Raw genomic sequence first — 15627 nt, forward strand, 5'->3', positions numbered from 1 at the left:
TCCACCTGGGTAGGGTCGAGGGCATGACCGATGACCGTCCTGTCCGCCAGCCGTCCGCCGTCGACCGTGTCGCCGAGGACTGGGTCACCACACTCGTCGACCTCGACCCGACGACCGCCACGTACATCGGGGTGCCGGGGCGCACGGGGGAGTACGGCGACACCTCGCCCGCCGGCGCCGCCGCGCTGGCCGAGGCCGCCCGCGGCACCAAGCGTGCACTCGACGCCGCTCCGGCCGTCGACTCCGTGGACCAGGTGACCAAGGCCGACCTCGGTGCCGAGCTGGACCTCACCGTCGAGTCCTACGAGCGCAAGCTGCACCTCCGCGACCTGAACGTCATCGCGAGCCCGGCACAGTCGGTGCGCGAGATCATCGACCTGATGCCGACCGCGACCGAGTCGGACTGGCAGGACATCGCGAGTCGGCTGCAGGCGCTGCCGGATGCGCTCGAGGGCATCCGCGAGACACTGCTCGAGGGCACGCGTGAAGACGTCACCCCGGCGAAGCGCCAGGTCGCGCTCATCGCCGAGCAGGCGGCGCGCACCGGCGCCGACGGCGGGATGTTCCGTCAGCTGGCCGACTCCGCCGCGTTCGAGGGCGACGTCCCCGTGCCGGAGGCGCTCCGAGCCGACCTGCGCCGCGGTGCCGAGGTCGCGGCGGCGGCCTACCGCTCGTTCGGACAGTTCCTGGAGCACGAGCTGCTGCCGCTGGCCACCCCGGTCGACGCCGTCGGTCGCGAAGCCTACGAGCTGCACTCCCGCCGGTTCCTCGGTGCGGTCGTCGACCTCGACGAGACGTACGAGTGGGGCCTCGAGGAACTCGCCCGGATGCGGGACGAACAGGAGCGCATCGCCGACCGCATCGAGTCCGGTGCGAGCGTCGCCCGCGCGATCGAGGTGCTCGACACCGACCCGTCACGGATCCTGCACGGGACCGACGCCCTGCAGCGGTGGATGCAGGAGACGAGCGACGCGTCGATCGCCGCGATGGCGGGGACGTACTTCGACATCCCGGACCCGATCCGTCGCCTGGAGTGCCGGATCGCTCCCACGCAAGAGGGCGGGATCTACTACAGCGGTCCCTCCGACGACTTCTCCCGTGCCGGTCGCATGTGGTGGTCCGTGCCCGAGGGCGTCACCGAGTTCGGCACCTGGCGTGAGAAGACGACGGTCTACCACGAGGGCGTCCCGGGCCACCACCTGCAGATCAGCCAGGGCGTCTACAACCGCGGCGAGCTGAACACCTGGCGCCGGCAGCTGTCGGGCTCCTCGGGGCACGTCGAGGGCTGGGCGCTCTACGCGGAGCGGCTGATGGAACAGCTCGGGTTCCTCGACGACGACGGCGACCGACTCGGCATGCTCGACGGCCAGCGGATGCGTGCCGCCCGCGTCGTCCTGGACATCGGCGTGCACCTGCAGAAGACGAACCCCGACGGCGGCGGTTGGACGTGGGAGTACGCGCTCGACTTCATGGGGCAGAACGTCAACATGGACCCGGCGTTCGTCCGGTTCGAGGTGGCCCGCTACTTCGGGTGGCCGGGGCAGGCACCGTCCTACAAGGTCGGCCAGCGCGTGTGGGAGTCCATCCGCGACGAGGTCGCCGCGCGTGAGGGAGCCGACTTCGACCTGAAGGCGTTCCACCACCGTGCGCTCTCGCTCGGCAGCATCGGTCTCGACACCCTGCGCACCGCCCTGGTCGGGTGACGCGCCGTCGACCCGCCCGGTTGTGAGGCTTCGGCCGGTGCGGTTAGACTTGTGCGGCGCAATCCGCGCCACTCAATCAATCGCCACGGCGGTGCACCACGGGGGCCGAGTCCCCGCACGCCATGGCCCGACTCATGTCCGTTCGGAGCAATCTCTACATGACAACCACTACGACCAAGGCTCCTAAGCAGGTCGCCATCAACGACATCGGTTCGGCTGATGACTTCCTGGCCGAGGTCGAGAAGACCCTGAAGTTCTTCAACGACGGTGATCTCATCTCCGGCACCGTCGTGAAGATCGACCGCGACGAGGTCCTCCTCGACGTCGGTTACAAGACCGAGGGTGTCATCCCCTCGCGCGAGCTCTCGATCAAGCACGACGTCGACCCCAACGAGGTCGTCGAGGTCGGCGACGAGGTCGAGGCCCTGGTTCTCCAGAAGGAGGACAAGGAAGGCCGCCTCATCCTGTCGAAGAAGCGTGCGCAGTACGAGCGTGCGTGGGGCGACGTCGAGAAGATCAAGGAGTCCGACGGCGTCGTGACCGGGACGGTCATCGAGGTCGTCAAGGGCGGCCTCATCGTCGACATCGGCCTCCGTGGCTTCCTCCCCGCCTCGCTCATCGAGCTCCGTCGTGTCCGCGACCTCACGCCGTACCTCGGCCAGGAGATCGAGGCCAAGATCCTCGAGCTCGACAAGAACCGCAACAACGTGGTCCTGTCGCGCCGTGCGCTCCTCGAGCAGACGCAGTCCGAGTCCCGGACCACGTTCCTCAACAACCTCCACAAGGGCCAGGTCCGCAAGGGCATCGTGTCCTCGATCGTCAACTTCGGTGCGTTCGTGGACCTCGGTGGCGTCGACGGTCTCGTCCACGTCTCCGAGCTCAGCTGGAAGCACATCGAGCACGCCAGCGAGGTCGTCGAGGTCGGTCAGGAAGTCACCGTCGAGATCCTCGAGGTCGACCTGGACCGTGAGCGCGTGTCGCTCTCGCTCAAGGCGACGCAGGAGGACCCGTGGCAGGTCTTCGCCCGCACCCACGCGATCGGCCAGATCGCACCGGGCAAGGTCACGAAGCTCGTCCCGTTCGGTGCCTTCGTCCGTGTTGCCGACGGCATCGAGGGCCTCGTGCACATCTCGGAGCTCTCGAACAAGCACGTCGAGCTCGCCGAGCAGGTCGTCTCGGTCAACGACGAGGTCTTCGTCAAGATCATCGACATCGACCTCGACCGTCGCCGCATCTCGCTCAGCCTCAAGCAGGCGAACGAGGGCGTGGACCCGGAGAGCGACGAGTTCGACCCGGCGCTCTACGGCATGCCGACCGAGTACGACGACAAGGGCGACTACAAGTACCCCGAGGGCTTCGACCCGGAGACCAACGAGTGGCTCGAGGGCTACGACACGCAGCGCACCGAGTGGGAGGGCCAGTACGCGGCCGCCCAGGGTCGTTGGGAAGCCCACAAGGCGCAGGTCGCGAAGACCATCGCCGACGAGGCGCAGGGTGGCTTCGACCTCCCGGCCACGGCTTCCTCGTCGTCGTCGTCGTCCTCGTCGTTCGCCGGCGAGACGGGTGGCGCAAGCCCCCTGGCCGACGACGCGTCGCTCGCTGCACTCCGCGAGAAGCTCAGCTCGACCAACAACTGATCGAGCGGTTCGTCCCGACCGGAAGCCCGGCACCCCTGACAGGGTGCCGGGCTTCCGGCGTTTCCGGGCTTCCGGGTCGTTACCCTGTTGCCGTGCACATCATCGGACTCACGGGCGGCATCGCCGCGGGCAAGTCGACCGTCTCCCGACGCTGGGCCGAGCACGGGGCCGTCGTCGTCGACGCCGATCGCCTGGCGCGGGACGCGGTGGCACCGGGAAGCCCGGGCCTGGCACAGGTCGCCGAGCGGTTCGGCGCGTCGGTCATCGCCGCCGACGGCTCGCTCGACCGGCCCGCACTCGGATCGATCGTCTTCGCGGACCCCGCGGCGCGGAAGGACCTCGAAGCCATCACGCACCCCGAGGTGTGGCGGCTCGCGCAGCAGGCGTTCGACGGAGCCGAGTCCGCTGACCCCGACGCCGTGGTGGTCTACGACGTGCCGCTCCTGGCCGAGGCTCGGGGGTCCCGTCCGCTCCGGTTCGAGGCGGTCGTGGTGGTGGACGCCCCCGCGGCGCAGCGCATCGAGCGACTCGTCGAACACCGTGGGATGCCCCGTGAGGAGGCCGAGCGCCGGGTCGCAGCCCAGGCGAGTGACGAGGACCGCCTCGCCCTCGCCGACCACGTCGTCGACGCGACCGGGACCCTCGAGCGGACGATCCGCTCCGCCGACGAGGTGTGGGCCCGGATCACGGGATGAGCCGTGCGCACCCCGGAGGGCGGTCCGGTCCGGCGCCGTCGGAGGTGACAGTACGCCCAGGGCGAGCAACGTCCTCCGGTGTCAGGGGTGCCGACTAGCGTTGTCCCCATGGGTGTTGCGATCGAACCGACCCGAGCGGTGCGTCCGTTCGAGGTCATCAGCGAGTACTCGCCGAGTGGCGACCAGCCCGCGGCCATCGCGGAACTCGCCGGGCGGATCAACGCCGGTGAGACCGACGTCGTGCTGCTGGGCGCGACCGGTACGGGCAAGTCGGCGACGACCGCGTGGCTCATCGAGCAGGTGCAGCGGCCGACGCTCGTGCTCGCGCACAACAAGACCCTCGCGGCGCAGCTCGCCAACGAGTTCCGCAGTCTGATGCCGAACAACGCGGTCGAGTACTTCGTCTCCTACTACGACTACTACCAGCCCGAGGCGTACGTCCCGCAGACGGACACGTTCATCGAGAAGGACTCCTCGGTCAACGCCGAGGTCGAACGACTCCGGCACTCCACGACGAACTCGTTGCTCAGCCGGCGCGACACCGTCGTGGTCTCCACCGTCTCGTGCATCTACGGCCTCGGCACCCCCGAGCAGTACATGAACGCCTCGGTCGCACTCCACGTCGGCCAGACGATCTCCCGTGACCAGCTCGTGCGCAAGTTCGTCGCCATGCAGTACCAGCGCAACGACGTCGACTTCGCGCGCGGGACCTTCCGGGTGCGCGGCGACACCATCGAGATCATCCCGATGTACGAAGAGCACGCCATCCGCATCGAGATGTTCGGTGACGAGATCGAAGCGCTCTCCTCGCTGCACCCGCTGACGGGCAACGTCATCGACGACCTGCCCGCCGTCTCGATCTTCCCGGCGTCGCACTACGTCGCCGACACCGACGTGATGCACCGGGCGATCGTGTCCATCAAGGAAGAACTCGCGGAACGGCTCGCCGAGCTCGAGGGCCAGGGCAAGCTGCTCGAGGCCCAGCGGCTCCGCATGCGAACGACGTTCGACATCGAGATGATGGAGCAGATCGGGTTCTGCTCCGGCATCGAGAACTACTCGCGGCACATGGACGGCCGCGGCCCGGGTGAGGCACCGCACTGCCTCATCGACTACTTCCCGGACGACTTCCTCATCGTCATCGACGAGTCGCACGTCACCGTGCCGCAGATCGGTGCGATGTACGAAGGCGACGCCTCGCGCAAGCGCACCCTCGTCGAGCACGGGTTCCGTCTGCCGAGCGCGATGGACAACCGCCCGCTGAAGTGGGAGGAGTTCCTGGAGCGCGTCGGCCAGAAGGTCTACCTGTCGGCCACCCCCGGCCGTTACGAGCTCGGGGTCACCGACAGCGTGGTCGAGCAGATCATCCGCCCGACCGGCCTCATCGACCCCGAGATCGTGGTGAAGCCGAGCGACGGCCAGATCGACGACCTGCTCGAGGAGATCAAGCAGCGTGTCGAGAAGGACGAACGCGTCCTCGTCACGACGCTCACCAAGCGCATGGCCGAAGAACTCACCGACTTCCTCGGCAACGCGGGCGTGCGGGTCCGGTACCTGCACTCCGACGTCGACACCCTGAAGCGTGTCGAACTGCTCACCGAGCTGCGGCAGGGCGTGTACGACGTGCTCGTCGGCATCAACCTGCTGCGTGAGGGCCTCGACCTGCCCGAGGTGTCGCTCGTCGCCATCCTCGACGCCGACAAGGAAGGCTTCCTCCGTTCATCGACGTCGCTCATCCAGACGATCGGTCGTGCCGCCCGCAACGTGTCGGGCCAGGTGCTCATGTACGCCGACAAGATGACCGACTCGATGAAGATCGCGATCGAGGAGACCGACCGCCGTCGCGAGAAGCAGGTGGCGTACAACCTGGAGCGCGGGATCGACCCGCAGCCACTGCGCAAGAAGATCGCCGACATCACCGAGGTCCTGCAGCGCGAGAACGACGACACGAAGGCGCTCCTGCAGGGCCGCCCCGGTACGGACGGCCGTCGTTCGCCGACGCCGAACCTCAAGCGCGGGGGCATCGCGGGCGAGGGCGCGACGCAGCTCGGGGCCACCATCGCCGACCTCAACGACCAGATGCTGCAGGCGGCGGCCGAGCTGAAGTTCGAGCTCGCAGCCCGACTGCGCGACGAGGTGCAGGACCTGAAGAAGGCCCTGCGCCAGATGGAGTCGGCCGGGCATGTCAGCTGACGCTGCCCGCACGGTCGTCATCACCGGTGCGAGTGCCGGCCTCGGCTACCACGCCGCCGAACAACTGGCCGCGGCCGGACACCGGGTGGTGCTGGCCACGCGCGACCGCGGTCGGGCTGCGGCCGCCGAGCGCAGCATCCGGCGACACGTCGACGGTGCGTCGCTCGCCCACGTCCACCTCGACCTGGCAGACCTCGACTCGGTGCGTGCAGCCGCCGCGGAGCTCGCACAGCTGGAACCCGACGGCGTCGACGCGGTCGTGAACAACGCGGGCGTCGTCGGCGCGTCCACACAGCGGAGCACCGCGCAGGGAACCGAACTGCAGATCGGCACGAACCACCTGGGCCACTTCGCCTGGACCGGCCTCGTGCTGCCCCTGCTCGAACGACGCGCCGGCCGGATCGTGCACCTCGGCTCGATCGCGCACCGGTTCGCACAGCTCGACCCGACGGACCCCCTCGGCGTCGGCCGCTACTCCAACCATCGCCAGTACGCCCGGAGCAAGCTCGCCGTGATGCTGTTCGGGTTCGAGCTCGCCGAGCGGCTGGCCGATTCGGGGTCGCCCGTGTCGAGCGTCGTGGCGCACCCCGGTCTGTCACTCGACCGGCTGTCGCCGGTCCGACCGGACATCAGTCCGGTCCGCCCGGAACCCGAGTGGATCCGCCCGGCTGCGCGCCTCGTCGCCCAGGGCAAGGACGTCGGTGCCGAGCCGCTCGTGCACGCCGCGGTCGGTGCGGACGTGCGCTCGGGGGAGTACTGGGGTCCGGCCGGCTGGGGACAGCTCCGCGGTGCATCGACGGTGGTCGCGGCGGAACCCCGGGCGCACGACCGCACGGTCGCCGCGCAGCTCTGGACCGCGAGTGCGCGCGCTTCCGGGGTCGCGTTCGCTCTCGACGCATTCGTCTGACCCTGCTTCCCGGCCGAATGTCGGTGCCGCTTCGTAGACTCGACGACGATGACCATCACCTCTGACCCCGGTACCTCGACGTCGGGCCGGAACGCCTTCGGCGAGCCCGCTGACCTCCACCTCCCCGGCGGGAACGCACCGCACAGCACCTCCACGCTCAGCGTGCGCGGTGCCCGCGTGCACAACCTCCGTGACGTCGACCTCGAGATCCCGCGCGACTCGCTCGTCGTGTTCACCGGCCTGTCCGGCTCGGGCAAGTCCTCGCTCGCCTTCGACACGATCTTCGCCGAGGGGCAGCGCCGCTACGTCGAGTCGCTGTCCGCCTACGCGCGCCAGTTCCTCGGCCAGGTCGACCGCCCCGACGTCGACTTCATCGAGGGGCTCTCGCCGGCGGTGTCGATCGACCAGAAGTCGACCAACCGCAACCCCCGGTCGACGGTCGGCACGATCACCGAGGTCTACGACTACATGCGTCTGCTCTGGGCGCGCATCGGGGTACCGCACTGCCCGACGTGCGGCGAGGTGATCAGCAAGCAGACCGTCCAGCAGATCGCCGACCAGCTCATGCAGTTCGAGACCGGTACCCGGTTCCAGGTCCTCGCACCCGTCATCTCCAAGAAGAAGGGCGAGTTCGTCGACCTCTTCCAGGAGCTCGCAGCGTCCGGCTACGCCCGTGCGATCGTCGACGGGGAGCGCATCCAGCTCAGCGACCCGCCCAAGCTCAAGAAGCAGGTCAAGCACGACATCTCGGTCATCGTCGACCGCCTGGTGTCGAGCGACGACATCCTCGGGCGGCTCACCGACTCGCTCGAGACCGCGCTGCGGCTGACCGACGGCACCGTCGGCATCGACCTGGTGGACCACGAGGGACCCGGGGCGGTCCGGACCTACTCCGAGAACCTCTCCTGCCCGAACAACCACCCCCTGGCGCTCACCGAGATCGAGCCGCGGACGTTCTCGTTCAACGCCCCGTTCGGTGCCTGCCCCGAGTGCTCCGGCCTCGGCACGCGCATGTCGGTCGACCCCGACCTGGTGCTCGGCGACCCCGAGGCATCGTTGCGTGACGGCGTCCTGCTGCCCTGGACCGGCACCAGCGGGCTGTACTCCTACTTCGAGAAGCTGCTCGGCGGCCTCGGCAAGGAGCTCGGCTTCTCGCTCGACACCCCGTGGAACCAGCTCGACCCCGCGGTCCAGGCGTCGATCCTGACCGGCAAGGACTTCCAGGTCTCGGTCTCCTGGCGCAACCGCTTCGGCCGCGAGATGCGGTACACGAGTGGCTTCGAAGGCGTCATGCCCTACATCGAGCGCAAGTTCGCCGAGGCCGAGTCGGACTCGCAGCGGCAGCGCTTCCAGGGCTACCTGCGCGAGGTCCCGTGCCCGGTGTGCGAGGGAACCCGCCTCAAGCCCGAGGTGCTCGCGGTGACGGTGAACGACCGCAGCATCGCGGACGTCACCGACATGTCGCTCGACAACGCGTACTCGTTCATGGACGAGCTGACGCTGACCGACCGCGAAGCGCACATCGCCGCGGCGGTGCTGCGTGAGATCCGCGCGCGTCTCGAGTTCCTGCTCGAGGTCGGTCTGAACTACCTCACCCTGGCGCGTGGTGCCGGTGGCCTCTCCGGTGGCGAGGCACAGCGCATCCGTCTGGCGACGCAGATCGGCTCCGGCCTGACGGGCGTGCTCTACGTGCTCGACGAGCCGAGCATCGGCCTGCACCAGCGTGACAACCGTCGACTCATCGACACCCTGGTCAAGCTCAAGGACCTCGGCAACACGCTCATCGTCGTCGAGCACGACGAAGACACGATCCGCACGGCCGACTGGGTCGTCGACATCGGCCCCGGCGCCGGCGTCAACGGCGGCAACGTGGTGCACTCCGGTTCGTACGAGGGCATCATCGAGAACCGCGAGTCGATCACGGGTGACTACCTCGCCGGCCGCCGTGCGATCGAGGTGCCCGCCGAGCGTCGCAAGGTCAACCTCAAGCGCGCCATCACGGTGCAGGGCGCTCGGGCGAACAACCTGAAGACGATCGACGCGGACTTCCCCCTCGGTGTCTTCACCGCGGTCACGGGTGTCAGCGGTTCCGGCAAGTCGACGCTGGTGAACGACATCCTGTACAAGGTGCTCGCCAACCAGCTCAACGGTGCGCGGCACATCGCGGGCAAGCACACGCGGGTGAAGGGCCTCGACCAGCTCGACAAGGTCGTGCACGTCGACCAGGCACCGATCGGCCGCACGCCGCGGTCGAACCCGGCGACCTACACGGGCGTGTTCGACCGCATCCGGCAGCTGTTCGCCGAGACGCAGGAAGCGAAGACCCGCGGCTACCAGCCCGGTCGATTCAGCTTCAACGTCAAGGGCGGTCGCTGCGAGAACTGCGCCGGTGACGGCACGATCAAGATCGAGATGAACTTCCTGCCCGACGTCTACGTCGCGTGCGAGGTCTGCGGTGGTGCGCGCTACAACCGCGAGACGCTCCAGGTGCACTACAAGGGCAAGAACATCTCCGAGGTCCTCGACATGCCGATCAGCGAGGCGGCCGAGTTCTTCGAGCCGATCTCCGCGATCCACCGCTACATGGCGACCCTCGTCGACGTGGGCCTCGGCTACGTGCGCCTCGGCCAGAGCGCGACCACGCTCTCCGGCGGCGAGGCGCAGCGCGTCAAGCTGGCCACCGAGCTGCAGCGTCGCTCGAACGGCCGCACGGTGTACGTGCTCGACGAGCCGACCACCGGTCTGCACTTCGAGGACGTCCGCAAGCTCCTCCTCGTGCTGCAGAGCCTGGTCGACAAGGGCAACACCGTCATCACCATCGAGCACAACCTCGACGTCATCAAGTCCGCCGACTGGCTGATCGACATGGGGCCCGAGGGCGGCTCCGGTGGCGGCACGGTCCTGGCGACGGGCACCCCGGAGCACGTGGCGACCGTGCCGGAGAGCCACACCGGTGTCTTCCTGCGCGAGATCTTCGACGCGCAGGACGCCCGGGTCGGCAAGCAACAGGCCGTCGGTGCACGCCAGGCAACCCAGAAGCAGCAGGGCGGCAAGCAGTCGGGCACGACCAAGCAGACGAGCAAGCAGAAGGCGGGTGCTCGGTAGGTGGCGGACACCGTCCCGTGGCGTCCGAAGGCGGGGGAGATCCCGACCGACCCGGGCGTCTACCGATGGCGTGACGAGGCCGGCCGGGTGCTCTACGTCGGCAAGGCGAAGAACCTCCGCGCCCGGCTGAGCAACTACTTCGCCCCGCTCCCGACGCTGCACGAGCGCACCCGGCGGATGGTCCTGACGGCCCGCAGCGTCGAGTGGACGACGGTCGGTTCCGAGATCGAGGCGCTCCAGCTCGAGTACACCTGGATCAAGGAGTTCGACCCGCCCTTCAACGTCAAGTTCCGCGACGACAAGTCGTACCCGTACATGGCGGTCACCCTGGGTGACGAAGCGCCGCGGGTGATGGTGACGCGCAACCGCAAGATCAAGGGGGCGAAGTACTTCGGTCCGTACCCGAAGATCTGGGCCGTGCACGACACCATCGACCTGATGATCAAGGTGTTCCCGATCCGGACGTGCTCGGACTCCTCGTACAAGAAGGCGATGCAGACCGGCCGCCCGTGCTTCCCGGGGCAGATCGGCAAGTGCGGTGGCCCGTGCTCGCAGAAGGTCACGATCGAGGAGCACCGGGCGCTCGTCGAGGAGTTCGTGCGCTTCATGAACTCCTACGACCGTCGGGTCATCACCGAGCTCCGGCAGCGCATGGGCGCCTCCGCCGACGCGATGCAGTACGAGCAGGCCGCGAAGTTCCGCGACCAGGTCGAGGCGCTCGAAGCCGTGCTCGAGAAGTCCGCCGTGGTGCTCCGTGACTCGGTCGACCTCGACCTGTTCGGCATCGCGGAAGACGAGCTCGCCGCCGCCGTGCAGTTGTTCTCGGTCCGGGGCGGCCGCATCCGCGGTGTCCGCGGCTGGGTGGTCGACAAGGAACTCGACATCGCCACCGGCGACCTCGTCGAGCAGATCGTGCAGGGCGTCTACGTCACCGACGAACCCCCGCGCGAAGTCGTCGTCCCCGAGCTGCCAGAGGACGCCGACGCGCTCCAGGAGTGGCTCAGCAAGCGCCGGAACGGGCGTGGCACGAAGCTCAGCACCGCCCAGCGCGGCGACCGTGCGGGTCTCGCCCGGACGGCTGCGCAGAACGCCGGGCAGGCGCTCATGCTCTACAAGACCAAGCGCTCCGCCGACTACACCACCCGGGCCGCAGCACTCGCCGACATCCAGGACGCCCTCGGCATGACCGAGGCGCCGCTCCGCATGGAGTGCTACGACATCTCGCACCTGCAGGGCACGAACGTCGTCGCCTCGATGGTGGTGTTCGAGGACGGTCTGCCGCGCAAGGACCAGTACCGCCGGTACTCGATCGCCGAGACCACCGACGACACCGACAGCATGCACCAGGTGCTGTCGCGGCGCCTGGCCCGGCTGGACGAGGACGCCGAGCTGCCGGACGTCCCCGACGTCACGACGGACGAGGTCGTCGAGGGGTCGAAGCCGACGAAGCGGTTCGCCTACCGTCCGCAGCTGCTGATCGTCGACGGCGGCCAGCCCCAGGTGCAGGCCGCGAAGCGCGCGATGGACGAAGCCGGCGTGCACGACATCGCCCTGGTCGGCATCGCCAAGCGGCTCGAGGAACTCTGGCTGCCGGACGACGACTTCCCGGTGATCCTGCCCCGCAACTCCGAGGCGCTGTTCCTGATCCAGCGGATCCGTGACGAGGCGCACCGGTTCGCGATCACCCACCAGCGCAGCAAGCGCAAGCGCGACGTGCGCTCACGGCTGTCCGAGATCCCCGGTCTCGGACCGAGTCGCGTGAACGCCCTGCTGAAGCACTTCGGATCGGTCGCCCGGCTGCGTGAAGCCACGGCCGAGGACATCGGCGAGGTGAACGGGATCGGTCCGGCGACGGCTGCCGCGGTCGTCTCGAAGCTGGCCCAGACGCCGACGAGCGCACCGGCCACGAGCGCGTCCAGCGCCCCCGAGCCGGACGCCGACGCGATCGCGGACACCGTGACCGAGGACGCAGCCACCCAGCAGACCGTTACCCACCCCGGAGGCCCGGTGCGGGTCCCCGAGGTGACCAGCGACGGTCCGCAGCGACCGTCGTGACGAACCCCACGCCTCCCGTCCGTCACCGGGCGGTAGCCTGGTGCGGCAGCCGAGACCTCCCCGGGCGACGCGCCCGGGCCGCCACGACGGAGCCCACTCCCAGATGACCGACAGCGCCACCGCGACCACACACGCGTCGCAGCACGACATCCTCATCGTCACCGGCATGTCCGGGGCCGGGCGGTCCACGGTCGGCAAGGCCCTGGAAGACCTGGGCTGGTACGTCGTCGACAACCTGCCCACGCAGATGCTGGCCCCGCTGACCGAGCTCGCCGACCGTGCGGGCGAGAAGATCCCGAAGATCGCCACGGTGGTCGACGTCCGGGGCGGGCGGTTCTTCACCGACCCCGAGCACGCGGTCGAGCAGGTCCGCTCGAGCACGTCCGCGCGGGTCCGGGTGCTGTTCCTCGAGGCGACCGACGCCGTGCTGGTCCGACGGTTCGAGCAGGTGCGCCGACCCCACCCACTCCAGGGCGAGGACACCCTGCTCGACGGCATCGCCCGCGAACGCGCGCGTCTCGCCGGCCTGCGTGAGGCGTCCGACGTGGTGATCGACACCTCCGACCTCAACATCCACCAGCTCGCGAACACCGTCATCGAACAGTTCGCCGACGAGCACTTCGTGGGACTCCAGGTCACGCTGATGAGCTTCGGGTTCAAGTACGGACTGCCCGCCGACGCCGACATGGTGGCGGACGTCCGGTTCCTGCCGAACCCCTACTGGGTGCCGGAACTGCGGCCCCACACCGGCCTCGACCAGCCCGTGTCGGACTACGTCCTCGCCCAGGCCGGAGCCCGTCCGTTCGTCGACCGCTACGCCTCCGTGCTCGAGCCGGTCTTCGAGGGGTACCAGCGCGAGAACAAAAGACACGCTACGATCGCCATCGGCTGTACCGGCGGGAAGCACCGCTCGGTCGCCATCGTCGCCGAGTTGGCGAACCTCCTCCGCGGGATGCCAGGCGTCGCCGTGCGTGTGAAGAACCGAGATCTCGGCCGGGAGTGACCGTCCCTCCGGCCGCTCCCACGCCCGTGCCGCCGGATCTGCGGGAACCACTGAATGAAGTTAGGAATGATGCTGTGCCGTTGACTGCCGAGGTCAAGGACGAACTGGCCAGGGTCGCCGTGAACCGCAACACGGTCCGCGCCGCCGAACTGGCCACGATCCTCCGGTTCGCCGGTGGTCTGCACGTCATCTCGGGCCGCATCGCGGTCGAGGTCGAGCTCGACACCCGGATCATCGTGCACCGGGTCCGCAAGGACCTCGCCGAGCTGTACGGCGTGCGCAGCGAGGCGTCGGTGGGGTCGTCCGCATCTTCCCGTCGCGGGACCCGCTACCTGGTCCGCGTGCTCGAGGCGGGGGAGACCCTCGCTCGCCAGACCGGCCTGATGGACGCCCGTCGTCGACCCGTCCGCGGGCTGCCGAACCGCCTGACCACGGGCAACCGCGAGGACCTCGCCGCCATCTGGCGTGGTGCGTTCCTCGCCTCCGGCACCCTGACCGACCCCGGTCGGGCCGCTGCGCTCGAGGTCACCTGCCCCGGCAACGAGGCCGCGATGGCCCTCGTCGGTGCCGCGTCGCGTCTCGGTGTCGCCGCCAAGGGCCGCGAGGTCCGCGGGGTCCACCGCGTCGTCATCCGCGACGGTGAGGCCATCGGTCAGATGCTGACCGTCATGGGCGCCGCACGCACCACCGCCGACTGGGAGGAGATGCGCCAGCGCCGCGAGGTCCGTGCGACCGCGAACCGCCTGGTCAACTTCGACGACGCGAACCTGCGCCGTTCCGCGCAGGCCGCCGTGGCCGCCTGCGCCCGGGTCGAGCGCGCGCTCGAGATCCTCGGCGAGGACGTCCCCGACCACCTGCAGTACGCCGGAACGCTGCGCCTGCAGCACCGCGACGCCTCGCTCGACGAGCTCGGCCAGCACGCGGACCCGCCCATGACCAAGGACGCCATCGCGGGTCGCATCCGTCGCCTGCTGGCGATGGCCGACAAGCGGGCCTCCGACCTCGGCATCCCGGGTACCGAAGCGAGTGTTCCCGAGGAGCTCGAAGGGGTCTGACACGGGTCTGTCGACCCTGCGGACGGGAGGCGCGGTGCCAGCTGGCACCGCGCCTCCCGTCCGTTTCCGCACCCGTTCCCGGACCCGTGCCAGGCCTGGTCGGCGACCGTCCGGACGGACCGTCATCCCGCTCGGGCACGCAGTGTCCGACTGCTAGGGTCGTTACGGCGACGTTACGGGGCGTATCGTCCACCACACGCGGGCCCGCCAGGGTGCGCGACTCCCGAAAGCAGCGCCCCCTGGGCGCTCCACACTCACCAGGAGATCCATTGACCGTCAAGATCGGTATCAACGGCTTCGGCCGCATCGGCCGTAACTTCTTCCGGGCCGCCCTCGCGAAGGGCTCCGACCTCGAGATCGTGGCGGTGAACGACCTCACCGACAACGCGTCGCTCGCCAACCTGCTGAAGTTCGACTCCATCACGGGTCGTCTCGGCGTCTCCGTCGAGCTCGACGGCGACAACATCGTCGTCGACGGCAAGGCCATCAAGGTCCTCGCCGAGCGCGACCCCGCCAACCTGCCCTGGGGCGAGCTGGGTGTCGACATCGTCATCGAGTCGACCGGGTTCTTCACCAAGGCCGCCGACGCGCAGAAGCACATCGACGCCGGTGCCAAGAAGGTCATCATCTCCGCCCCGGCCTCGGGTGACGACGTCACCATCGTGCTCGGCGTGAACGAGGACCAGTACGACGCTGCGAACCACCACATCATCTCGAACGCGTCCTGCACCACGAACAGCCTCGCGCCGCTCGCCAAGGTGTTCCACGACAAGTTCGGCATCGAGCGTGGCCTCATGACGACGGTGCACGCCTACACCGCCGACCAGAACCTGCAGGACGGCCCGCACAAGGACCCCCGTCGTGCCCGCGCCGCCGCGCTGAACATCGTCCCGACCTCGACCGGTGCCGCCAAGGCCATCGGCCAGGTCATGCCGGAGCTCGCCGGCAAGCTCGACGGCTTCGCCCTGCGGGTCCCGGTCCCCACCGGCTCGATCACCGACCTCACCCTCGAGACCAAGTCTGAGGTCACCGTCGACGAGATCAACGCCGCCTACAAGGAGGCCGCAGAAGGTCCCCTCAAGGGCATCCTGCTCTACAGCGAGGACCCGCTGGTGTCGACCGACATCACCACGGACCCGCACTCCTCGATCTACGACTCCGGCCTGACCAAGGTCATCGGCGGCCTCGTGAAGATCACCTCGTGGTACGACAACGAGTGGGGCTACTCGAACCGCCTCGTCGACCTCACCGAGTACGTCGGCGAGCGTCTGTAA

10 protein-coding genes are annotated in these 15627 nt (G+C 69.0%); all 10 read left to right on the plus strand.

Annotation, left to right across the window (positions count from 1 at the left end; genetic code table 11):
* Nucleotides 1–23 precede the first annotated feature (23 nt).
* Nucleotides 24–1703: a DUF885 domain-containing protein gene (locus BOSE127_RS16620; RefSeq protein ID WP_056069112.1), complete on the plus strand. Its 1680-nt coding sequence runs from the start codon at nucleotides 24–26 to the stop codon at nucleotides 1701–1703.
* Between the two features lie 158 nt (nucleotides 1704–1861).
* On the plus strand, nucleotides 1862–3340 hold the full coding sequence (gene rpsA, locus BOSE127_RS16625; protein WP_042540921.1) for a 30S ribosomal protein S1: 1479 nt from the start codon (nucleotides 1862–1864) through the stop codon (nucleotides 3338–3340).
* Between the two features lie 92 nt (nucleotides 3341–3432).
* Nucleotides 3433–4035, plus strand: coding sequence for a dephospho-CoA kinase (coaE, locus tag BOSE127_RS16630; RefSeq protein WP_159558049.1), 603 nt, complete (start codon nucleotides 3433–3435; stop codon nucleotides 4033–4035).
* Nucleotides 4036–4155: 120 nt separating this feature from the next.
* On the plus strand, nucleotides 4156–6228 hold the full coding sequence (gene uvrB / locus BOSE127_RS16635; RefSeq protein ID WP_031259778.1) for an excinuclease ABC subunit UvrB: 2073 nt from the start codon (nucleotides 4156–4158) through the stop codon (nucleotides 6226–6228).
* Nucleotides 6218–7135, plus strand: coding sequence for an SDR family NAD(P)-dependent oxidoreductase (locus BOSE127_RS16640; protein ID WP_017887248.1), 918 nt, complete (start codon nucleotides 6218–6220; stop codon nucleotides 7133–7135). Before uvrB ends, BOSE127_RS16640 begins: the two co-directional genes overlap by 11 nt.
* A gap of 48 nt (nucleotides 7136–7183) precedes the next feature.
* The gene (gene uvrA / locus BOSE127_RS16645) at nucleotides 7184–10240 is read left to right on the plus strand and encodes an excinuclease ABC subunit UvrA (protein ID WP_056068716.1); all 3057 of its coding nucleotides are present in this window, start codon (nucleotides 7184–7186) and stop codon (nucleotides 10238–10240) included.
* Nucleotides 10241–12295, plus strand: coding sequence for an excinuclease ABC subunit UvrC (gene uvrC, locus BOSE127_RS16650; protein ID WP_042540917.1), 2055 nt, complete (start codon nucleotides 10241–10243; stop codon nucleotides 12293–12295). It abuts the gene before it with no gap.
* A gap of 103 nt (nucleotides 12296–12398) precedes the next feature.
* Nucleotides 12399–13298 carry an RNase adapter RapZ gene (gene rapZ / locus BOSE127_RS16655; RefSeq protein WP_140448078.1) on the plus strand — a complete coding sequence of 300 codons (900 nt, stop codon included), beginning with the start codon at nucleotides 12399–12401 and terminating at the stop codon, nucleotides 13296–13298.
* Between the two features lie 74 nt (nucleotides 13299–13372).
* Nucleotides 13373–14353 (plus strand): DNA-binding protein WhiA, encoded by a 981-nt coding sequence (whiA, locus tag BOSE127_RS16660; protein ID WP_017887252.1) that lies wholly within the window; start codon nucleotides 13373–13375, stop codon nucleotides 14351–14353.
* Nucleotides 14354–14622: 269 nt separating this feature from the next.
* Nucleotides 14623–15627, plus strand: coding sequence for a type I glyceraldehyde-3-phosphate dehydrogenase (gene gap, locus BOSE127_RS16665; RefSeq protein WP_017887253.1), 1005 nt, complete (start codon nucleotides 14623–14625; stop codon nucleotides 15625–15627).

Source organism: Curtobacterium sp. 8I-2, assembly GCF_902506155.1.
In the GTDB taxonomy this organism is placed as follows: domain Bacteria; phylum Actinomycetota; class Actinomycetes; order Actinomycetales; family Microbacteriaceae; genus Curtobacterium; species Curtobacterium poinsettiae.

Excerpts from the sequence above, each read along its gene's own strand:
- BOSE127_RS16620 (WP_056069112.1), top strand. The coding sequence starts at position 24 with ATGACCGATGACCGTCCTGTCCGCCAGCCGTCCGCCGTCGACCGTGTC.
- rpsA (WP_042540921.1), top strand. The coding sequence starts at position 1,862 with ATGACAACCACTACGACCAAGGCTCCTAAGCAGGTCGCCATCAACGAC.
- BOSE127_RS16640 (WP_017887248.1), top strand. The coding sequence starts at position 6,218 with ATGTCAGCTGACGCTGCCCGCACGGTCGTCATCACCGGTGCGAGTGCC.
- uvrA (WP_056068716.1), top strand. The coding sequence starts at position 7,184 with ATGACCATCACCTCTGACCCCGGTACCTCGACGTCGGGCCGGAACGCC.
- rapZ (WP_140448078.1), top strand. The coding sequence starts at position 12,399 with ATGACCGACAGCGCCACCGCGACCACACACGCGTCGCAGCACGACATC.